The 20,615-nt window shown below is 41.5% G+C and carries 21 protein-coding genes; 10 read left to right on the plus strand and 11 right to left on the minus strand.

The window, feature by feature from the left end:
* Positions 1 to 6: 6 nt before the first annotated feature.
* The 6 genes from B5Y40_RS16850 to B5Y40_RS16875 all read right to left on the minus strand — a co-directional run bounded on the left by B5Y40_RS16850 (position 7) and on the right by B5Y40_RS16875 (position 6,836).
* Complete coding sequence (locus tag B5Y40_RS16850; RefSeq protein WP_079687950.1) at positions 7 to 2,688, minus strand: DUF5686 family protein; 2,682 nt, start codon at positions 2,686 to 2,688, stop codon at positions 7 to 9.
* 17 nt (positions 2,689 to 2,705) lie between these two features.
* Positions 2,706 to 3,281, minus strand: a complete 576-nt coding sequence (nadD, locus tag B5Y40_RS16855; RefSeq protein ID WP_079687951.1) for a nicotinate (nicotinamide) nucleotide adenylyltransferase — start codon at positions 3,279 to 3,281, stop codon at positions 2,706 to 2,708.
* An 81-nt stretch (positions 3,282 to 3,362) separates the two neighbouring features.
* Positions 3,363 to 3,935 carry a guanylate kinase gene (gmk, locus tag B5Y40_RS16860; protein ID WP_079687952.1) on the minus strand — a complete coding sequence of 191 codons (573 nt, stop codon included), beginning with the start codon at positions 3,933 to 3,935 and terminating at the stop codon, positions 3,363 to 3,365.
* Complete coding sequence (locus B5Y40_RS16865) at positions 3,932 to 4,204, minus strand: anti-sigma factor (protein ID WP_245840599.1); 273 nt, start codon at positions 4,202 to 4,204, stop codon at positions 3,932 to 3,934. The genes gmk and B5Y40_RS16865 overlap by 4 nt, the downstream gene beginning before the upstream one ends.
* A 3-nt stretch (positions 4,205 to 4,207) precedes the next feature.
* Complete coding sequence (locus B5Y40_RS16870) at positions 4,208 to 4,801, minus strand: sigma-70 family RNA polymerase sigma factor (protein WP_079687953.1); 594 nt, start codon at positions 4,799 to 4,801, stop codon at positions 4,208 to 4,210.
* Positions 4,802 to 4,973: 172 nt separating this feature from the next.
* Positions 4,974 to 6,836 carry a vWA domain-containing protein gene (locus B5Y40_RS16875; protein ID WP_079687954.1) on the minus strand — a complete coding sequence of 621 codons (1,863 nt, stop codon included), beginning with the start codon at positions 6,834 to 6,836 and terminating at the stop codon, positions 4,974 to 4,976.
* 88 nt (positions 6,837 to 6,924) lie between these two features.
* Here B5Y40_RS16875 and B5Y40_RS16880 point away from each other — a divergent pair, with 88 nt between their 5' ends.
* Positions 6,925 to 7,488: an RNA polymerase sigma factor gene (locus B5Y40_RS16880; RefSeq protein WP_079688475.1), complete on the plus strand. Its 564-nt coding sequence runs from the start codon at positions 6,925 to 6,927 to the stop codon at positions 7,486 to 7,488.
* Positions 7,481 to 8,881, plus strand: a complete 1,401-nt coding sequence (locus B5Y40_RS16885) for an energy transducer TonB (protein ID WP_079687955.1) — start codon at positions 7,481 to 7,483, stop codon at positions 8,879 to 8,881. Before B5Y40_RS16880 ends, B5Y40_RS16885 begins: the two co-directional genes overlap by 8 nt.
* 86 nt (positions 8,882 to 8,967) lie before the next feature.
* Here the strand turns inward: B5Y40_RS16885 and B5Y40_RS16890 are convergent, their stop codons facing one another.
* Positions 8,968 to 9,345, minus strand: a complete 378-nt coding sequence (locus B5Y40_RS16890; protein ID WP_245840602.1) for a four-helix bundle copper-binding protein — start codon at positions 9,343 to 9,345, stop codon at positions 8,968 to 8,970.
* A gap of 132 nt (positions 9,346 to 9,477) precedes the next feature.
* On the opposite strand from B5Y40_RS16890, the gene B5Y40_RS29675 reads away from it, so the two are divergent.
* The 5 genes from B5Y40_RS29675 to B5Y40_RS16910 all read left to right on the plus strand — a co-directional run bounded on the left by B5Y40_RS29675 (position 9,478) and on the right by B5Y40_RS16910 (position 14,000).
* Complete coding sequence (locus B5Y40_RS29675) at positions 9,478 to 9,642, plus strand: hypothetical protein (protein WP_159453724.1); 165 nt, start codon at positions 9,478 to 9,480, stop codon at positions 9,640 to 9,642.
* 157 nt (positions 9,643 to 9,799) lie between these two features.
* Positions 9,800 to 10,063: a SemiSWEET family sugar transporter gene (locus B5Y40_RS16895; RefSeq protein ID WP_079687956.1), complete on the plus strand. Its 264-nt coding sequence runs from the start codon at positions 9,800 to 9,802 to the stop codon at positions 10,061 to 10,063.
* A 502-nt stretch (positions 10,064 to 10,565) separates the two neighbouring features.
* Positions 10,566 to 11,840, plus strand: coding sequence for a Glu/Leu/Phe/Val family dehydrogenase (locus tag B5Y40_RS16900; RefSeq protein WP_079687957.1), 1,275 nt, complete (start codon positions 10,566 to 10,568; stop codon positions 11,838 to 11,840).
* 141 nt (positions 11,841 to 11,981) lie between these two features.
* On the plus strand, positions 11,982 to 12,641 hold the full coding sequence (locus B5Y40_RS16905) for a phosphatidylserine decarboxylase family protein (protein ID WP_079687958.1): 660 nt from the start codon (positions 11,982 to 11,984) through the stop codon (positions 12,639 to 12,641).
* A 240-nt stretch (positions 12,642 to 12,881) separates the two neighbouring features.
* Positions 12,882 to 14,000, plus strand: a complete 1,119-nt coding sequence (locus B5Y40_RS16910) for a fatty acid desaturase family protein (RefSeq protein ID WP_079687959.1) — start codon at positions 12,882 to 12,884, stop codon at positions 13,998 to 14,000.
* Here the strand turns inward: B5Y40_RS16910 and B5Y40_RS16915 are convergent.
* The 4 genes from B5Y40_RS16915 to B5Y40_RS16930 form a co-directional block, all read right to left on the minus strand.
* Positions 13,995 to 15,893, minus strand: a complete 1,899-nt coding sequence (locus B5Y40_RS16915) for an STN domain-containing protein (protein WP_079687960.1) — start codon at positions 15,891 to 15,893, stop codon at positions 13,995 to 13,997. The two genes, B5Y40_RS16910 and B5Y40_RS16915, sit on opposite strands and share 6 nt — an antisense overlap.
* Entirely contained in the window at positions 15,880 to 16,887 is a 1,008-nt protein-coding gene (locus tag B5Y40_RS16920; RefSeq protein ID WP_079687961.1) for a FecR family protein, read from the minus strand. Before B5Y40_RS16920 ends, B5Y40_RS16915 begins: the two co-directional genes overlap by 14 nt.
* Positions 16,888 to 16,892: 5 nt before the next feature.
* Positions 16,893 to 17,471: an RNA polymerase sigma-70 factor gene (locus B5Y40_RS16925; protein ID WP_079687962.1), complete on the minus strand. Its 579-nt coding sequence runs from the start codon at positions 17,469 to 17,471 to the stop codon at positions 16,893 to 16,895.
* Between the two features lie 100 nt (positions 17,472 to 17,571).
* Positions 17,572 to 18,162, minus strand: a complete 591-nt coding sequence (locus B5Y40_RS16930) for a hypothetical protein (RefSeq protein ID WP_079687963.1) — start codon at positions 18,160 to 18,162, stop codon at positions 17,572 to 17,574.
* Between the two features lie 103 nt (positions 18,163 to 18,265).
* On the opposite strand from B5Y40_RS16930, the gene B5Y40_RS16935 reads away from it, so the two are divergent.
* The 3 genes from B5Y40_RS16935 to B5Y40_RS16945 are packed head-to-tail and all read left to right on the plus strand — an operon-like array spanning position 18,266 to position 20,589.
* Entirely contained in the window at positions 18,266 to 18,874 is a 609-nt protein-coding gene (locus B5Y40_RS16935) for a DUF4254 domain-containing protein (protein WP_079687964.1), read from the plus strand.
* A 6-nt stretch (positions 18,875 to 18,880) separates the two neighbouring features.
* Entirely contained in the window at positions 18,881 to 19,933 is a 1,053-nt protein-coding gene (locus B5Y40_RS16940) for a glycosyltransferase family 9 protein (protein WP_143785798.1), read from the plus strand.
* Positions 19,934 to 19,971: 38 nt separating this feature from the next.
* Positions 19,972 to 20,589 (plus strand): HAD family hydrolase, encoded by a 618-nt coding sequence (locus tag B5Y40_RS16945; protein ID WP_079688477.1) that lies wholly within the window; start codon positions 19,972 to 19,974, stop codon positions 20,587 to 20,589.
* Positions 20,590 to 20,615: the final 26 nt, after the last annotated feature.

The following is a 20,615-nucleotide window of genomic DNA, read 5'->3' on the forward strand; positions in this document are numbered from 1 at the left end:
TATTGACTAGTTATCGGAGAAATTAATCGCGAAGGATGTGTTGATGCCGATACGGAAACCATAATCCTGGTACTTGCCATCCTGGAATGAAGCAATTGCTTCAAGGCGGAAGAGGCGCAGAATTCCATCGATGGAATAACCTACCTCGGTATAATTTTTAGAACCCGGTGTTGCGAGGTAGTTAACGAAAACATTTTCACTTACGCCCGCCATGCGCGCAAGCGGAAAGCTTGTCACCAAAAATCTTCTGAAGTGGTAGTGAACATTGCCGGCAAAATATTTGTCATCCGTGCTATAGGTGTAGTAATCCAGTAAGCGAAAACTTCCCACAGGATCAGTGGTGGCAAAAGGTGTTTTGTTTCCAAGGAAATGTTTATAGTCCATGAAATACATATTGCTTGAATTTGTAAATGCACCAGCTCGCAACGCTACGTCTACATGTCCGCGCACTCCTATATTAAATTCGTGTTTTATACCCAACTCAATTTGGTCGAAATCCACATCGCTGCCCAAAGCATCGTGGATACCTTTGTTATAGTCAAGGGTAATAGTAGGAGATGAATTGTTGATCTCCTGCTTATGTCCATTACGAATCTGGTATTTCAACCAGGGGCGAGCTGCCACCCGTACTGAGCCAATGAGCGCTTCGTGATCCGGGAATGCTGTGTTTGTTAACTCAACATTCACAGGTCTGTTCTCCGTATAGCCTTCAATTTTTTTCCGATCTACCCATTTATAGTTGGATGTGTTCAAGAGCTCGTGTCGTTTGTTCCACGAAAGTGTACCACTCACGGTTACGAACTGACTGAGTTTTCTGCGATACATTAAATCTATATACCTGCGCTCATAAAGTTTCATGAGATTCTTTTCCAGCAACAGCGTTGTGAAGCTGTTAACAATAGGAAGGATTGGCTCGTCAGCATTGTATTGTTTTATATAGCGCCCGCCCTCCACTTCAAATCTATATTTGTTGTTTCGCAGCGCGAATTTCAAATTACCAGAGGCAACCTTGCGTGAGAATGCATAACGGAAAGCCGGAGTTATAGTGAGGCGTGTTTTGTTTGTATCCTGAAGTATACTTCCAAAAGAAACTTTATATACGAGGTTCCATCCTTCCACGGTATTAAAGTTGGGCATCGGGAAATGAATTTTAAAATTCGAGTGCTTTGATACTTTGTAGCTATCACCAATTAAAAGATCCCACGGTTGAAAACCTTTGTGCTTCGATGATTTTAATGTATCGCCTTCTTCTATTCTGCGTGATACAACTGCCATGCTATCCGACTTCTGATAACCTTTTACTTCCTCTTGTGTTAATGGAACCGGTCGCACGGTTGCCCAATACGTTGAGTCCTTTTTATAGGCGCCACTATCAACCTTAAAGGTATTGTCTGAAATTACGAGCGGTTCTTTTTGCTGTTTGCGTTCTTCCTTCTCATAGTCCTTCATCATCTTGTTCAATTCCTTGCGGGTAATTTCCTTGCCGGACTCCAATCGTTCCTGCAGAAGTTTAGCATTGTCGGGTTGTTTGGATTTTTTTGCAGGAGCTGGTTTATTCGCGGCAATCTTTTTGGCTTCCTCTTTCTGCACTTTCTCATCGATCACTTCCATCTTGTCATTATCTACATACAATTTTGGATTGAGCTTGATCTTGTAATCACTTACGGTAGCCAGGTATTTAAATTCAGCTTCAAAGCCAAATGCTTTTCCTTCAACTCTGAACTGGTGAGAAACCGGCATCCACGCCTTATCATCAATGGGAGCATATATAGCTTTGATATAGATCTGTATGCCCATCTTCGTTGTATGTATATCGAGGCTATGTATACTCCACCATCCTTCCACTATATTAATAACACCTTCTACTACGTTATCGCCTTTTAAGCGTGGTGTTACTTTTATCTTGCTCACCTCGTAATCACGGTCTTGAAAAGTGCCGAGATATTCATATTTATAGTATGAGAAAGCTTTCGGTGCAAGCGGTGAAATGGTTCCCTGGATCTCAGGTTCATAAAAACTCCCGAATATATATTGGTTCGGAGACGTGTTGTTATCCTTACCGTCACTGCGTATTGAAATTACTTTTTCCTCAAACTTATTGGGCCGCGTATACTTTACTTCGCTGACGGACTCAGAAATATATACCCGGTTTTTCTCGATGCCTTCTTTTTGCAGCGCGCGCTTGGCAAGCCATGGATAATCTTTAAGCTTACCCGCCCCCTTTATATATACCCGTGCCGTATAACTGTCGAGTTGCTGTGTGTGATATTTCGCCTTGGCGATAGCCTTTCTCATAATGGTATAGGCTGGATCTTCGTTACCATCCTGAACGACTACGGTTGGCAAAACTGTTGCCTGCGGTTTAAGTGTAACGTTTACCTGGACAAAGTCATTGTCTACTTCGATGATGCGTACTTGTGTTTCATAACCGAGGTACTGGTATATAATTTCATAGCGGCCGGAGTCGAGCGTTACTTCGTAGAATCCATTCTCATTGGCAGTAGTACCCGTTCCGCTTTGCTTTACAAAAATGGAAGCGAATGCGAGTGGTTTGCCGGCTTCATCGGTGATGGTTCCACGTATTCCTTTGGCATAGAGCAATGCCGGGAACAAGAAAAGAAATAAAAAAAGTATTGAAGCGCGCAGCGTACGCATGGCGGCTTGAGACAACATTTTTTTTGCTCGCATGTAAATATAGTAGGGGGTTAATCCTTGTAAAAACCTTTCGCGCGAATCGTCTCCTCCACAACATCCGGAACAAGATAACGTACAGAATGTTTATTTCTGATGCAGCTCCGGATAAATGTAGCCGAAATGTCAAGCAAAGGCGCTTCTACAAACGTAACGTTAGGATGCGTTTTGAGTTCGGAAAGTTGCACGTTAGGTCTTCGGTAAACATAAAGTCCGTAATCTTCCAGGATACGTTCGTGGTTTTTCCATTTGGTGAACGAGGCCAGGTTATCTTCACCTATAATTACTTTAAACTCTTTGTCCGGGAATTTTTCACGAAGATGAACAAGGGTATGAATGGTATAGCTCGGCTTCGGAAGGTGGAACTCAACATCGGATACCTCCAGATTATAGTTATCATATATAGCGGCCCGCACCATGTCGTACCGGTCGAATTCGTGGAGTAAACCTTTGCTGGGTTTAAAAGGATTTTGAGGAGAGACTACGAACCAAACCTTTTTGAGATCGGTGGTTTCCGCCATGAGGTTGGCAATCATGAGATGCCCCATGTGAATGGGATTGAACGAGCCGAAGAAGAGTCCGATTTTCATGAATTGATTTCGCAGTTTATGCTCCTATAGTTCAGGATATATATTCCTAAAACTACTAAAATCAAACACAAAGAAAGAATGCTATGTATTCTTGAAGTTGTCGTAAAGGCTTTGCGCTTCGGCTAATGAATGCTCTAACGTTTCATTCACCAATACAACATCAAATTTATCCTGGAAGGACATTTCGAAATTTGCTTTGAACAATCTCCTCGAAAGACTCTCCTGAGATTCTGTACCGCGATCATTCAAGCGCGCTTTGAGTACCTCCAGTGAAGGCACCTTTACAAATATAGCCAATGCTTTATCGCCAAAGTATTTCTTGAGATTGAGACCACCCTTTACGTCTACATCGAAGATTACATCGTGGCCTTCGCTCCAGATGCGATCAATTTCGGATTTCAATGTGCCGTAGAAATTACCGGCATATACTTCTTCCCACTCGATGAAGGCATCTTCATCAATTTTTTTTTTGAATTCTTCAGGTGAGAGAAAATAATAGTCTTTGCCATGTTGTTCTGTACGTCCACGTTTATCGCGTGTGGATGCAGAAATTGAAAACCCCAGACTGGGGTTTGTGGCGAGAAGATGTCTAACGATCGTGGTTTTTCCGGAACCTGATGGCGCTGAAAAAATAATTGCCTTACCAGCCATCAGCTCGCCAGATTTTTGATCACTTTAGTTTTAATGTCATCCACTAATTCCTGTGGAGCATCTTTACAGCATTTCGTTTTCAGGAGTTGACGAATCGCTACTTCCAAATGATAATTCTTGTAGCAAGGCATGCATTCCTCTAAATGATTTTTTAGGAAATTTTCCTTTTGTTCTGAATTTGCTTCACCATCTAAAATGAGTTGAAGCATCTTGAGGCACTCATTCTTTTCAGGACAATCTTGCTTCATCTTGCTCGGATCGGGATTGCTCATGGTCTATGCGGTTTTATAACCCATTTGTTTAGCGTATTCACTTAGTTTCTCTTTCAGCAGGTTACGTGCCCGGTGAAGACGGCTTCGAACAGTTCCGATAGGTATATCTAGAATCTTTGCCATTTCTTCATATTTAAATCCTTCCAGGTCGCACAAAATTATTACGGTTCTGAAGTCTACATCAAGAGCATTGAGCGCATTTGATATCTCGTCACCGATCATATCTTTCAACGCCTCCACACGCAGATCGGGTGTTATTTGCCTGTCAACCTCCTCCGAGTTGTAATAGCTTTCTACTTCTTGATAATCTACTTTCGAAGGCTCCTTGCTCTTCTTTCGATAATCATTTATGAAGCTGTTTTTTAAAATTCGAAACAGCCATGCTTTAGCATTAGTTCCTTTCTGAAAAGATTCAATAAATCGATACGCTTTTAAATAGGTATCCTGCAACAGATCCTTGGCGTCATCTGAGTCAAGTGTAAGCCTATAGGCAAAGTTGTACATGGAGTTAATGTGTGGCATAAACTCTCCATGAAAAATGTTTTGCTTTTCAGCCTCTGTATAATTTTGTTTTGGACTGTTTTCTTCTAATTCCATGCGGTCCTAAAAATAAGCAAAAAACATATTCCCTAATACTTAAAGTTGAATCGTGGAATAAACTCCCTAAAATACAATATAGTAAACCAACTGCGGATGCCATAATGAAAGTAAAGAGCCGCCTTCAATGAAGGTGGCTCTTAAAATTATCTTGAAAAATATATTATGAAATTTATCGGCTTGCTACCATTCCGAAAGATTTTACCATGTTGATAAACTCAATACGGTATCCTTCTTTATCCTCGCCCCGCGATCCTTGTGCTAACCGGGCAACGTCATCGTACGTGAAGTCTTTACTATACTCAGATTCCCGTAACAGCATTCCGAAACCAGCGACTGCTGCAGACCAACGGAAGTTGTCAGAAGTTTTAGATAGCATGATGTTAGTATCTTTCAACGGATGTACAATAAGCTTGCTGCTATCTTCATCTGGTTTTTTGTAGCGAAGTTTAATCGTCATCAATTCATCCGATCGTTTAGCAGCCGGGTCAATCTTCGAGGTTTGATATTTCAGTTCATCAATTTTGAAGAACTCACTCTCTACACCAACGGGAATGATCTCGTACAACGCAGTGACTGTATGTCCTGAGCCAAGTTCGCCAGCATCTTTCTTATCGTTGTTAAAGTCTTCGCTTTTCAGCATTCTGTTTTCATAGCCGATGAGGCGGTATGCTTTTACATGCGATGGGTTAAATTCGATTTGCAGCTTCACATCTTTTGCAATGGTGAACAATGTTCCACCAAATTCATTTACAAGAACTTTACGTGCTTCTGTGATATTATCGATATAGGCATAATTACCATTTCCTTTATCTGCCAGTATTTCCATTTTAGAATCTTTATAGTTGCCCATGCCATAACCCAATACGGTTAAGAAGATTCCATCCTTACGCTTGCTTTCTATTAAGCGTTCCATGGATGCATCGCTGGATTCGCCAATGTTAAAGTCACCATCGGTTGCCAGTATCACACGATTATTTCCGCCTTGCTTAAAGTGTTCCAACGCAGTTGCATAAGCGAGATTTATACCGGCACCACCCGCAGTAGAACCACCCGCTTCAAGTCTGTCGAGTGCTTCTATAATTTTCTTTTTATCAGAGCCTGCTGTAGGTTCGAGTACAAGGCCGGCAGCACCAGCATATACCACGATGGCAACATGATCCTGTGGGCGAAGTTCTTCCACCAACATCTTCAAAGATGATTTCAATAAAGGAAGTTTATTCTGTTCATCCATTGAGCCGGACACATCAATGAGGAAAACTAAATTGGAGGAAGGAAGATTTTCGGTAGGGATTCTTTTACCCTGCAAGCCTATATGTACCAGTTTATGTTTTGAATTCCACGGAGCAGTAGAGATCTCTGTAATTACTGCAAAGGGATCTTTACCCTCGGGTTGATCATAGTCATAGTCAAAGTAATTTACCATCTCTTCAATGCGCACAGCATCTTTCGGAGGACGACTGCCATTGTTTATAAACCTGCGAATGTTACTATAGGAAGCTGCATCCACGTCGATGGAAAAAGTTGACAGTGGATTCTTTATAGCGTCATGAAAGATATTTTCATGTATAGCATCATACTCTTCTGTGTTCCACTCAGATTCCTGATAATCATCGCGCTTAGCATATATAGCTTCGGGCATACTTGTTTTGGAATCTATAACCGAAACAGACCCTGTAACAGATTTCCTGGATTGCACTGCATAACCAACCACTACAACTTCGCTCAACTCGTGTACATCCTCTTCCAGGGCAACGTTTAGGGTATTAGCGCTACCAATCTTTATCTCTTTCGATTTTAATCCTATAAATGAAAATATAAGTATACCACCTGAGGAAGGAACTGTAATTTTATATGCGCCCGCATAATCCGTTGATGTTGCTGTGGTTGTTCCTTTCAGTATAACGGTAACACCTGGCAACGCGCTGCCATCGCTCGCAGAAGTAACAATACCCGTAATTGTACGAGGCTCGGGAGCTATAAATCCGCTGCTGAATATGATCAGTGCGGCCAGAATCCAAATAGTTTTTTTCATAATCAGGATGATTTGATTTGCCTATGAGATGCAGGCGGGAAAAAGATTCCATAACGGTGAAGAAATTTTTTTCTATTTTTCAACGCGCATGTCTTCTTCCAAAGTCCATAAGTCATTAACCGATGCCGATCTCTTATTAGAGTATAGGCGTTATGGTGAGCTTGCTGTGCTGGGAGAACTGTACGACAGGTATATGACACTGGTATACGGTGTCTGTATGAAATACCTGAAAGACCGTGAAGAAAGCCGTGATGCTGTGATGCAGATTTTCGAAAAACTGATCGTTACCCTGCGGGAACATGAAGTGGCACATTTTAAAAGCTGGCTTTTTGTTACATCGCGTAATCATTGCCTGATGCAGCTTCGTGCAGGCAAGGGTAAAAAGTTTGAAGAATTTTCTTCATTGCGTATGGAAAACGATACTGTTTTTCATCTGGATGATGAGCCTGAAATGGAAGCAAATCTTACTAAATTGGAGAAGTGCATGGAAACACTGGTGGTGGAACAGAAACAATGTGTTCAGTTGTTCTACCTGCAACAGAAATGCTATAAAGAAATCGTTCAGCTTACGGGCTTTGATGATAACAAGGTGAAGAGTTATATACAAAACGGAAAACGTAACCTCAAGATTTGCATGGATCAACATGGCTGACCTGCAACACGATATCGAAAAGTATATACGGGGCGAACTGACGCCAGCCGAAATGCATGCGCTTGAACGCAGGGCTTTGAACGACCCTTTTCTGGCGGAAGCATTGGAAGGTGCTATAGATATACCTGCCGATGATTTTAATGCTGACCTTAAACAGCTTCAGGCGGCATTGGAGGAACGTGTTCAATCACGGCGTGCTAAGGTTGTGCCGATGTGGATCTGGCCCGCACGTATCGCAGCCGGTTTTCTACTGTTGGTTATATCGGGGTTCATTATCTATAGCCTGCTCACAAATCATTCATCCAAACAACTCGCACAGAATAAGGCAGCAATAGAACCACTGTCGGAAAAAGTATCTCCAACAGATGCCACTTCTTCTGCTAGTGATTCAATAACTATAAGGGACTCAAAGACGAATAACAATTTATTAAGCCTCAACAAACCGGAAGAAACGAAGATTGTAGAAGGCGATCAGTTTTTCGCAGATCAACCTGCAGGTAATGTTGAAACAGCTCCTGCAACGGAACCGGCAGAACAAGAAGCTGCATCTTATAGATTACAATTTGATTCAACGCAATCACTGGTAATGGACGAGCAACAAATACAGGAAGATATACTCGCGAGCGAAAAGGTAGCGTCTGCTCCTATAGAAGTACCTGCTGCTACAGAGTTAAAAAAAGCTGATGGTCGTGCAAAGTACAGAGCGTTGGATAAAGCGGATGATGAAGTGCGGAAATCTGAAGTGTCTGCTCAACCTTCCGTGAGCAGCGGATATATAGCGACTCCGATCGTGATCCGCGGACAAGTTACTTCTGCTGAAGACGGTGTAGGACTGCCCGGAGTAAACGTAATGATCAAAGATACAAATGTCGGCACCGTAACAGACATGCAAGGTAACTACCAGGTAACAACAACGGATACCAATAAAGATCTTGTCTTTTCATTTATAGGGATGGAAAGTAAGGAAGTAGTTGCTACAACGGATAAGGTAGACGTTGCCCTGGAACAGGATGTTTCACAGTTAAGTGAAGTAGTGGTGGTGGGATACGGTGCTGAAAAAGTTTCTGAAGAAGAAGAGCGGCCTGTAATAGAATTTGCAACTCCCAAAGGAGGAAGGGTTGCCTATAAACAATACCTGGAGAAAAGTTTGAAGTATCCGGAACAGGCACTTGCCAATGAAGTTGAAGGACGAGTTACCATTCAATTCACAGTAGAAGCATCGGGCAAGCTTAGCGATTTCAAAGTATTGAAAGGGTTGGGATATGGATGCGATGAAGAAGTGATCAGGCTTATCAAGAGTGGTCCGAAGTGGGCGCCTTCGAAACGCAACGAAGAAGTTGTAAATGACAAAGTGAAAGTAAGGCTGCGATTCCGGCTCCCGAAGAAAAAGTAGATATATACCTTCAATATATACTTCCTTAAATTCAAAATAATAAGCCATCCTGGCGGCTTACTATTTTGAATTCGTATTCACTACGCTTATTTCAATTCAATGCTTCCGTCAAACTCGTGACAAGCTTCGGCACAATGCTCGCAAGCGTCCGCGCACTGCTGGCAATGATCATGATCATGCTTCCGGCATTCTTCGGCACACATGCGACAAGCTTCTTCACATACGCGTATGAAGCTTGGTAAAATTTCCGAATCACGCTGCATCAGTCTTGCTCCCTGTATACAAAGCTCAGCACATTCACGGTTCAGCTCTATACATCGCGTCATAATATTTACATCGCGTTCTTGTAAACATACTGTTGCACAAGTCTCACAGGCAATGGCGCAGTCCAGCAATTCACGAACCATTGGATTGTTGGATTCAGGCGAATGCGGACGAAAGGTCGTTTTCTTATTGTCTTTCATAATGCTATGTTTTTTGGTTAGTAAATATTGTATTGAGAAAGCAGGGGGGAAGCTTAAAAAACTATTCCATAAAAATGATTTTCTCCCTTGGCACGGAATTTTGACACAGAGAAATAAAAAATAAACATTGCTATGGAAAAGATAAAAAATGGTGATTCTATTATGTATAGAAACAGGGAGGGTATTGTTTATGGTCGCCCCAGAGAAATTAAGGCTAAAGGATTAGTCTATACAATTCGCATCGGAGATGAATATGTGAAGGCACTTCCGAGCGAGATATCATTGGCAAAACACTAAATGCATTTCAGTACTATCGATAGTGCTAGGTAAATCTCTATGGCGTAGCGCACGCCCGAATAAATAATAATCAATATATAGTATAATCCGTAACCGCATCGAGTCGACTATGTGGGTAAGGGTTAATCGTGTTGTTATGTGAGTAACTGTAAAAGAGATGTCAACCGAAATTATAGGTATTGCTGCCGGGGTTTGTACCGCGATATCATTATTGCCGCAGTTAATAAAAATTATCCGCGAAAAGGAAGCGCGTGATATTTCACTTTTCTATCTCCTGATACTATTTGCCGGTTTAGCCCTTTGGATCTGGTATGGTGTGCTTCGTGACGATATACCAATCATTGGAACGAACATAGTTTCTATCATCCTCAACATTGCGATAATCATCTTCGGTATTCGATATAAACGGAAATCCAGTTGAGGTATACGGAATTTGTTAGGGAGTGATCTATCCCAACTATACTTTTGATGAAGTACTATATGTAATTGCCTGCTGATCTTTACAAGGTAGGGGCGTAACCCGTTGTGAGTCCATTCGAAGTATATACATGATCCCTGTGCTGCACTGCAAAGTTTATACATCTGCAACGATTATGTATAACGATGTACTATTTCAGGAAGTCAAATATTATATTTAATGTGACTTTACAGGATACACTAGCATCACAAAATCGATTTGGCTATCTTTCATAGAAAGGTTTTCAAAAAAATAAACTATTGAAAAATCTGTTTTTGCGGAATGAAATTTCATCGGATTGGATTCTCCCGAAAATACTCGGTTTCATTTTGCCCGAACACCACCTTTTGTTCTGAAACGAAAATGCAAGCGATGAATTTATCTATCTTTGCAACCGTTTTCGGATCGTTTTTTTAGTATTTATGGTTTGGACACATATCATTAACTGATTTCTAAATTTTATTCTATGGCTTATATTGAACCGGCCCCGCTTAAGGACAAAGAGAATCCCTTCGAGGCTATGATGTCGCGTTTTAAAGTGGCTTCTGAAATTCTTGGATTGGAAGAAGAGATTTACAACGTGTTAAAGAATCCTGCACGTCAGGTGATCGTCTCGTTGCCGGTTACGATGGATGATGGCAGCATCAAAGTATTTGAAGGATATCGTGTGATCCACTCAACCATTCTTGGTCCTTCAAAAGGAGGAATCCGTTTTGATCCGCATGTAAACCTGGATGAAGTTAAAGCACTCGCTGCCTGGATGACATGGAAATGTGCCGTTGTAGATATACCGTACGGTGGAGCAAAAGGTGGTGTAACGTGTAACCCACGCGAAATGTCTGCCGGTGAAATAGAGCGACTGATGCGTGCCTATACTCAAGCGATGGCCGATGTGTTTGGTCCGGATAAAGATATACCTGCACCGGATATGGGAACAGGACCTCGCGAAATGGCCTGGTTGATGGACCAGTATTCACGTAATCATGGAATGACTACCCATGCCGTTGTAACGGGTAAGCCTCTTGTAATGGGAGGTTCATTGGGAAGAACTGAAGCCACGGGCCGTGGTGTTATGGTTTCTGCCATGGCAGCTATGGAAAAATTAAAGATCAATCCTTATAAAGCTACTTGTGCCGTACAAGGTTTTGGAAACGTAGGTTCATGGGCGTCACGTTTGATGCATGAACGCGGACTGATTGTGCAGGCTGTGAGTGACCTTTCGGGTGCATACTACAACGAGAAAGGTATGGATATCGAATTAGCTATGAAGTATAGGGATGCTAATAAGGGATCACTTGATGGCTTTGAAGGAGCTGAGAAAATAACCAATGAGGAATTACTCACACTTCCGGTAGATCTGCTCGTGCCTGCTGCAACGGAAGATGTGATCACCAGTTCGAATGCATCGAGCATTAAAGCGAAGCTCATTGTAGAAGGTGCGAACGGTCCTACATCTTCACGGGCCGATGGTATCATAAACGAAAAAGGAATTATGGTTGTGCCTGACATCCTGGCGAATGCAGGTGGTGTTACGGTATCTTATTTTGAATGGGTGCAAAATCGCCTGGGCTATAAATGGACGGCAGATCGTGTGAATCGCAGAAGCGACCGGATCATGAAAGATGCTTTCAACAACGTGTATAAAACAGCACAAGAATATAAAGTGCCTATGCGTATTGCCGCATATATGGTAGCGATCGACAAAGTTTCGAAGACCTATAAATTCCGTGGAGGATACTAATCAAAATCGGGTGATGTAAGGTTCTATTTTCTGAATTTTAGTAAGCTCGATCCCGGATTTCACATTAAATTTGCACAGCAAGTCTGAAAAGACTTGCTGTATTTCTTTATAACATAGAGTCCCTGATTAAATAATTTAAACATGACCATTCATCGCGAAGGCCGCATACTACTGTTTGTTTTACTTCTTGTTCTTTTTGGATTGAACTGGGCTATACTGTACTTCTTTCCTCAGAGTGCGCTGGTACAAAACAGTGTTATACTCGCCAGCGTAATATTTTACCTGTTAATTCTTCAGTTCTTCAGAAACCCGATCTTTTCCATATCGAAAGATGAAAAGCAGGTACTTGCTCCTGCGGATGGTAAAGTAGTAGTAATCGAAGAGACCGAAGAGACCGAATACCTCAATGGTAAAAGAAAACAGATCTCGATTTTTATGTCACCCGTGAACGTGCATGTTAATCGTATGCCGGTGGGTGGTATCATCAGTTTCTTTCGCTATCATCCGGGTAAATATCTGGTGGCATGGCATCCTAAATCCAGTACTGAGAACGAAAGAACAACGGTAGTGGTGAAGACTAAAAACGGAGTTGAGATTTTATTCCGTCAGATTGCCGGAGCGTTGGCGCGAAGAATAAAATGCTATGTAAAGGAAGGACAAGTGTTAGACCAAGGCGAAGAGTTTGGATTTATAAAGTTCGGATCACGCGTAGATATATTTCTTCCCCTTGATGCGAAAGTAACATGCAAGATTGGTGACATCACAAAAGGTGGTAGAACGGTTATAGCAGAATTAAATTAATCATCAATAAAATGTTACATGCTCTCATATCGCCATACGGGAACATGTAACATAAATTTCTTAGTGGCAAGATGTGGCTTTGCCCGGATATACCCGGTTTTTTATTTCAAATGGTACATTATTATAGTTTTCCCATTATAAAATACGACACCGCTAACACTCGTTACTAGGTGTATTATACTTAACTTTCAGAAACATTTCCGGTTATAGGTGGAGATGTTCCAGCCAAAATATTAGTCAATGAACGTATCAGCCAACTCCATTAAATTCTCCCCTTTACGTGGCGATTTTTTCTCAACATTAAATCAACGGGTGAATGAGTACTTCAAGAGCAACAATATATCCCGATATGCAAATTCGGAGATGAAGGTCAAGACAGCGTTTATGTACTTGCTGTACTTTGCTCCCTATATATTGATGATCACTGGTACAATAAGCAACGGATGGCTTATGCTGCTTCTTTGTTTTATTATGGGGTGTGGCCTTGCAGGAATTGGACTGTCGGTAATGCATGATGCAAACCACGGCGCATATTCCAATAAGAAATGGGTAAATCAATTGCTCGGATATTCTTTAAATGTAGTAGGCGGAAATGCCTTTAACTGGAAGGTTCAACATAACGTACTGCATCATACCTATACCAATATACATGATGTAGATGAAGACATCAGCCCGCGTGGTGTTTTGCGCATGACACCCTATAGCGACTGGAAAATTATACACAAGTTCCAGCATATATATGCCTGGTTCCTGTACGGGTTAATGACTTTTGTGTGGGTGTTTATAAAAGATTTCGTACGCCTCATCCGCTACCAGAAAGATGGTTTGGTAAAAAATCAGAAAGCAGATATTCGTGAAGAGTGGACAATCCTGATTGTAACGAAAGTGGTATATCTTATATATATGGTGGCGATTCCTCTATGGATTCTGCCTGTTAATGGTTGGCAATGGTTTGCTGGATTTTTCCTGATGCATTATATAGCTGGTTTTATACTGGCTGTTATCTTTCAACCGGCTCACGTTATTGATGGAACAGAATATCCGTTACCAAACGAAGAAGGAAGAATGGAAAACAGCTGGGCGATCCATCAGTTACATACTACCACTAATTTTGCAAACAAAAACAAAATACTTTCGTGGTATGTAGGTGGATTGAACTACCAGGTAGAACATCATTTGTTCCCGAATGTTTGCCACGTACATTACCGACATATCTCGAAGATCGTAGAGCAAACTGCGAAAGAGTTCGGGCTTCCCTATAAATCAGAACCAACGTTTATAGGTGCACTGGTAGGACATGGAAAGTTGTTGAAAGAATTAGGAAGAAATCCGAAGACGCAACTTACTCCGGCACTATAGGAATCGAATACCGATTTTTCCTCCCCACCACATTTTCGAATTGATGTCGTTGCTGTAGGTGTGTTCAGAGAAAAAATGAGGTTTGTAGTCTGTGAACAATTCAGGATAATCCTGGTAGGTCACATCTGTAAGATGGACATTTAAGGTAACGCCAGCGGTGACCGACATCTTTTTTGCAAACTGATAATCAACACCTACATATAGTTTGTTGATCATGTTGATGGCGTCTGTCCAATTGCCTTTTACAACCTGGTTCGCGGTGAGATCTATATTCATAAAAAGCTTACGCGAAAGCTTGGGTGCTGTACCGAGACCGTAGCCAAATGTCCAGATAGTTTCCTCGTCTCCAAACGTCTCAGGTTTGGCTCCAGCCGTAAGAATGTTATAGAACTGCCGTACTCCCGTGCGGAAAGCCACGTTAGTATAAAACACTTCATCAGCAGACACTTCAATTTTATGATACCCGCCTCTGCTGGTAATACTTAAAAATCCGACAGGTACTCCTTGTATACTATCGGATATATTCAGCAATCCGATTTGTGTGCCTCTTACTTTTGTAGCATAATTTACAACACCAAGCTGTACACCGCGTATGCGCTTACCCACTACGTTGAGAAGGCCTGATACCTGAGCGCCATCTATATTTCCCCCCACAAAATTTACCAGCCCGCTAACCTGCGCTCCGTCTGTAAAAGATCTCCCCGTGAAATTAAGCATACCTGCAACCTGCGTTGTACTTGCATTGTCAGTTGAAAAATTAAAAAGTCCGGCTAAGCTCGGACCTTCCTGTTTCCCTAATGTAGCATTACCCCAGCCGGCAGCCCGCCATCCACGAGAGTCTCGAAGACCGAGATTGAGAAAGCCGGCTAGCGCTACTGTTCGTGAAGTATCAGCGTTGAAATTTAAAAATCCTGCAGCCTGCACGCCCTCCACATAATCGAAGTTAGAATTGAGCATGCCTGCCAGTTGCACACCTCTTGTCTTACCAGCCACACCATTGAAGAGTCCTGCAATCTGTACACCATGAACATCGCCACGCACCGTGTTGAACAAGCCACCGATTTCAAGTTTTTCTACACCCAGTGAATATCCACCGAGCATGTTCAATGAATAATCATTGGTGATATTACCGCTGAGTTTGTGATTGGTACCAATAAACGGAATCAGTGAAAACTGAAAATGACGATGTAGAGTATCGTCAATGTTGATCATGTTTATAGCTTGAATGGTGGCGCTCTTGGTCACTATCCAAAATCGTTTTAGTTTCTTTCCGACACTGTCTGCGATGACGTTGAACTTTTCTTTATCGATCCTGATCGGGACGTTGAGCAATCCTCTTCCATCGCCCGGAACCATCACAACCGTGTCGCTATAGTTTAGCTTTTGAACTGTGAGGCTGATCTCTTCATTGGAAGGTTTTTCAATTTCGATCTGAAAAAAACCATATGCATCCGTAACTGCAGACGACAGAGATATAGGATCATATATACTTACGTTTTTCAATCGCTCGCCAGTGGCTTCATCAATGATATAACCACTTAGCTTCCGTGTATCTTTTGAAATGTCTTTGGCTTTTGTAAGAATGATGTGTTTTCTCCGCTCTTTATATTGAATCGATCCTTTGAAAATATGATCGAGTATTTCGCGCACGGGCTTGTTTACAGCATTATAGGAAACAAGTTTATTCGATGCGAGTATATCTGAATTGTAAGAAAAGGTAAAGCCAGCCTGCTCACCAATCTTTTTCAACGCAGAGGCTATTGTTTCTTGCTCCAGGTTAATGGTGATAACACGTTCCAGTAAAGGTGTTTTGGGATCTTCAGCGGCCTTTCCCGGAGTGAGCAATGTCAGCAAGAGAACGACCAGGAACAAAAGTGTTCTATTGGTTTTCACAACCCTCACCCTCCAGAATAATTTCGGTTGAAGTTTCTCTTACCTTGAGATTTAATGTCTCAGCAATTACTTGCGCGATCTCATGAATGTCTTCGTCATTAAAAGATACTGTGAGATGACAATTCTGCAGGTTCTTTCCAATAACAATCTTAGTGTCGTAAACATGATTCAATGCTTCCACAACAGAGATCAGATCGGCATTGCTGAAACTAAAGAACTTCGTTTTATAGGAGAGTACATTGCTCTCTGGCTGTTCTATTGAAAACGTTTTGTTCTTTTTATCATAAACACCTTTGCCGCCAGCTTTCAAATGTATACCTGCATTATCTTCTGTGAAGAATTGTACTTCACCTTCCTCTACAAGAACTTCAACTGTATTGGATTCAGGGTATGCTGTTACATTGAAAGAGGTTCCTATATCACGAATGAAAACACCTTCAGCATCTACCAGAAATTTTTTGTCATCCTGGTGATTGATATTGAAGTAGGCTTCACCTTTCAGTTTTACGATATGACTTTTTTTCTTTTTGTTGTAAGAGTATGTGAGCTTCGTTTTCTTATTCAAAAATACACCACTGCCATCCGGAAGGGTATCTCCTATAGTCTGCTTTTCGGCAACAACCTCAATGGACTTTATGGGCGCGTTCATTCCGCGGTATATAAAGAAGCTTATACTACATACAATCAATATACTTGCTGCAATCTTCAGGTATAAAAAACGTTGTGGTTGTTGTGTTGGAGGCATCGATACCTCACGTCCCTTTGGGCTGTGCAGTTTGGATCGAAGTTTACCCCATGCAGCATCGGTATCAAACTCCTGCCATTCTTTTACTGCAGATGCTTTGACGAAAATCGTTCTGAACTGATCGACATACTTTCGATTAGTATCATTTTGTGATTGCCAGTTTTCTATATAAGCAGACTCCTCCGGTGTAGCTTCACCCGCGAGGTACTTACCAATCAGTTCGTCAATATCGTTATCGGTGTGTTGCAATGCTCTTAGTTAAGAAACCCGTTCATCAATACAATCAATAAAGGCAGATAATCTTTCAACTGCTCGCGCATGATTTTGAGTGCTTTACCCATTTGGTTCTCTACCGTTTTTATGGAAAGATCCAGTTGGTCTGCTATCTCTGAATATTTTAGTTCTTCGAATCTGCTGAGTTTAAAGATCAGACGGCATTGCTGCGGAAGTTTCTCCATGGCGTCATAAATACGTGTCTCCAGTTCGGAAGCTATCACAGTACGTGTGACTGACTCAACACTTTTTTCTGCGACAGCCATCTCTACTGCGGCATGTTGCTGCTTTACCTTTTCATGTTTTAACACATTGAGACAAGCATTGCGCACCATGGCGTATAAATATGGTTTTACTGCCGTGCGTATTTCCAGATTCTCACGCTTTTCCCACACGGAAAGAAATGTAGACTGCACGATCTCTTCCGCTTCGTCACGATCCTGTACGAAGGTATATGCGTAATTACAAAGAGGTTGATAATGGGTTCTGAATAACATCTCAAAAGCAGTTATATCGCCAGTTCGTAGCGAGGTCAATGTTAGTTGTTCCGTGAATTCCACTGCTTTTTGGTCTTCTTTTAACAGCGAAATTTACGTTTTTAAGCGTCTGAGGTTATGACAATCTGGAAAAGATTTACCCCTATCGGGGGAAAAAGATTTTTTAAAAGGATTCACCGATCCAAAAAACATCTTCAGAATATACCGTGATAATGCCATCGTGTATTGCTTTAAAGCGGTCACCATCAGCTGTTAAGCCATTTAATTTAAAATTTTGACCTGCGCTATTTTTATGGATGTATAGGCATGAATCAGCTGCGATCCATTTTTCAAAATATTTTTTATGAAGTGACCATTTATAGTCATGATTCATCAGTACGATCTGAACCTGTGGATATTCTAAAGCAAAATGAAATCTGTTTTCAACATGTTCGGTAATGACAGTAACAGCTAAATTTTTTGAAGTAATTAAAAATGAAAAAGCATGCGTCAACGGATCTTCATCCACAGGATAAGAAAGTATCTTAACCGGATATTGGTCTATTAACTTTTCACGCAACGTAGGCGCTGTACGCGCATCCGCCAGTACAACATCTATTTTAATTCCCCATAACAGTACTTCATCCAATGCAGTATCAATGACTATCACCAGGGGAGCCCACTCCAATAAAGGTTGCACAAGCTCCAACGACAATGCATCGGCAATGAGCAATGCAGGTTCCTGGCCTTCTTTTACGAAATGATGTGATGACACTTGCTGGATTTTAAATTTGACTTAAAAATAACGGATAGCAGGCTAACGATAACTGGTAACGATTCACGGATAACGGTTAAATTGCGATCTAATTATTTCGATTATGCTATCTGCAATTCAATGCTATAATGTTTTTGAACAGAGTATTCAGGATTATCACGTTCACGATCATGTGGACACTCCCATCAAAAATAATTATCCGTCAGAGAGTTTTGAGTTTTTATTGTATGCTAAGAACTGGATCGATACCGTGCAGTGGCATCTCGAGGATATTATCCGGTTGCCCGAAATAAATCCTGCAGAAGGCATTCAGCTGAAGCGAAGAATAGATAAGTCCAATCAGGATCGAACAGACATGGTGGAGAAGGTTGATGATTATTTTCTCGATCAATTTAAAAATGTAGTTCCAAAACCCGGTGCGCGTATAAATTCAGAAACGCCAGCGTGGTTACTCGATCGCATGAGCATTTTGATGCTGAAGATTTATCACATGAAAGAACAGACTGAGCGGAAAGATGCGAGTGCTGAACATATAGCGAAGTGCCAGGCTAAACTTTCAATATTACTGGAACAGAAAACAGACATGCAACTTGCGTTTGATGAACTGATTGAAGATATAGGCCAGGGTAATCGCAGATTCAAAGTATATCGCCAGATGAAGATGTACAATGATGCTTCATTGAATCCGATGTTATACGGTCAGAAAAAATAATAAGTTTTGAAGAAGATACTTATACTTCGGTTTTCAGCAATGGGTGACGTTGCGTTGCTTGTACCGGTTGTCAAGTCACTGACGGCTGCTTATCCGGATGTTGAGGTGACTGTAGTGACAAGACCGAAATTCGGTCCTATGTTTTTCGATATAGAACGTGTCACAGTTTTTCCTGCAGATGTTGACTATACATATACCGGTATATTTGGTCTGCGCGATCTCTTTCGGAAACTCATGCGCAAAGGGCCGTATGATCTGGTGATGGATCTGCACGATCACATTCGCACCAAGATTCTGCGATCGCTTTTCAAACTCTTTGGTTCACGTGTAGTCGTGTTTGAAAAAGGACGTGCAGAGAAAAAAGCATTCAGTCGTAAAGAGAATAAAATAACGACACCCCTACCGCATACAGTAGAGCGGTATTATAAGGCGTTTGAAAAGGCGGGCTATCCTTTTAAAATGCTCGAAGCTCCATACCTCTCGTTGAGTGAATCCATCCAAAGTGCTTCGGGATGGTTCGGGTATAAAAAATCGATGGAGGTCACCAAGTGGATTGGCATAGCGCCTTTCGCTATGCACAAATCAAAAATATGGCCGCTTGAAAACTATCCGCTCCTTATTGAATCTATACTACAGAAGACTCCTGCTAAATTTTTCTTATTCGGAGGAGGTGAAAAAGAGGTCAAATTTTTTGAATCACTAAAGCAAAAATTTCCGAAGAACTGTGAGGTTATAGCAGGGCAACTAAAACTTCGTCAGGAGATCGCCTTGATGCAACACTTGGATCTGATGCTTTGTGTAGATTCTTCCAATATGCACCTCGCAGCCTTATCAGGAACACCGTTGCTTTCTATTTGGGGAGGTACACATCCGGATGTTGGATTTGGCCCCTATAACTATACTTATGAAACGAATATAGTGCAGATCAGCCGCGAAGAATTGTCTTGCAGACCCTGCTCTGTTTATGGAAGAGAAAAATGTTTTCGCGGAGATTTTGCATGTCTGAACCGGATCACTCCGGAAATGGTTTCAGAAAGAGTATTGCAACGCTTTCAATAGACGACTACAACATTCAACGCCAAGCACTATATATTTTCATGAATACTATCAATACGATTATTTTCGATTTGGGTGGAGTTTTAATTGACTGGAACCCGCGTTATCTATATCGCAAAATATTTAAGACAGAAGAAGAAGTTTCGTGGTTCCTCGAAAATATATGTACCAATGAATGGAATGATGCACAGGATGCCGGCCGCTCATTTGAAGAAGCAACATTCGAACTCATCACAAAACATCCGGAGTGGGAGCAACCTATACGCGCGTGGTACGATCGGTGGCAAGAGACAATTCCAGGGCCGCTTCACGAGACTGTAGAGATTTTAAAGTACTTTAAAAACAATTCGCCTCACAGACTATATGCGCTCACCAATTGGTCGGCAGAAACTTTTCCATGGGCACTTGATAACTTTGAATTTCTGCATTGGTTTGAAGGTATAGTAGTATCGGGTGTTGAGAAGACAAGAAAACCGTTTCCTGATTTCTACAACATTCTTTTCGACCGATATAAAGTCAATCCTTTACAATCACTTTTTATTGATGACAACATCAAGAATATAGAAGGTGCGAAAGCTGTAGGCTTGCACACCATTCATTTTCAATCGCCTGCACAAGTGAAGACGGAACTACAGCAGTTGCAATTGATACCGCTATAAAAAAATCTTTCGGCAAAGACACACAG

The sequence above is a fragment of the Ohtaekwangia koreensis genome, assembly GCF_900167975.1.
Lineage (GTDB): Bacteria > Bacteroidota > Bacteroidia > Cytophagales > Cyclobacteriaceae > Ohtaekwangia > Ohtaekwangia koreensis.

Coding starts and splice junctions, on each gene's coding strand:
- B5Y40_RS16875 (WP_079687954.1), bottom strand. CDS start 6,836: ATGAAAAAAACTATTTGGATTCTGGCCGCACTGATCATATTCAGCAGC.
- B5Y40_RS16880 (WP_079688475.1), top strand. CDS start 6,925: ATGTCTTCTTCCAAAGTCCATAAGTCATTAACCGATGCCGATCTCTTA.
- B5Y40_RS16865 (WP_245840599.1), bottom strand. CDS start 4,204: ATGAGCAATCCCGATCCGAGCAAGATGAAGCAAGATTGTCCTGAAAAG.
- B5Y40_RS16900 (WP_079687957.1), top strand. CDS start 10,566: ATGGCTTATATTGAACCGGCCCCGCTTAAGGACAAAGAGAATCCCTTC.
- B5Y40_RS16910 (WP_079687959.1), top strand. CDS start 12,882: ATGAACGTATCAGCCAACTCCATTAAATTCTCCCCTTTACGTGGCGAT.
- B5Y40_RS16895 (WP_079687956.1), top strand. CDS start 9,800: ATGTCAACCGAAATTATAGGTATTGCTGCCGGGGTTTGTACCGCGATA.
- B5Y40_RS16870 (WP_079687953.1), bottom strand. CDS start 4,801: ATGGAATTAGAAGAAAACAGTCCAAAACAAAATTATACAGAGGCTGAA.
- B5Y40_RS16890 (WP_245840602.1), bottom strand. CDS start 9,345: ATGAAAGACAATAAGAAAACGACCTTTCGTCCGCATTCGCCTGAATCC.
- B5Y40_RS16945 (WP_079688477.1), top strand. CDS start 19,972: ATGAATACTATCAATACGATTATTTTCGATTTGGGTGGAGTTTTAATT.
- B5Y40_RS16850 (WP_079687950.1), bottom strand. CDS start 2,688: ATGCGAGCAAAAAAAATGTTGTCTCAAGCCGCCATGCGTACGCTGCGC.
- nadD (WP_079687951.1), bottom strand. CDS start 3,281: ATGAAAATCGGACTCTTCTTCGGCTCGTTCAATCCCATTCACATGGGG.
- B5Y40_RS29675 (WP_159453724.1), top strand. CDS start 9,478: ATGGAAAAGATAAAAAATGGTGATTCTATTATGTATAGAAACAGGGAG.
- B5Y40_RS16905 (WP_079687958.1), top strand. CDS start 11,982: ATGACCATTCATCGCGAAGGCCGCATACTACTGTTTGTTTTACTTCTT.
- B5Y40_RS16885 (WP_079687955.1), top strand. CDS start 7,481: ATGGCTGACCTGCAACACGATATCGAAAAGTATATACGGGGCGAACTG.
- B5Y40_RS16935 (WP_079687964.1), top strand. CDS start 18,266: ATGCTATCTGCAATTCAATGCTATAATGTTTTTGAACAGAGTATTCAG.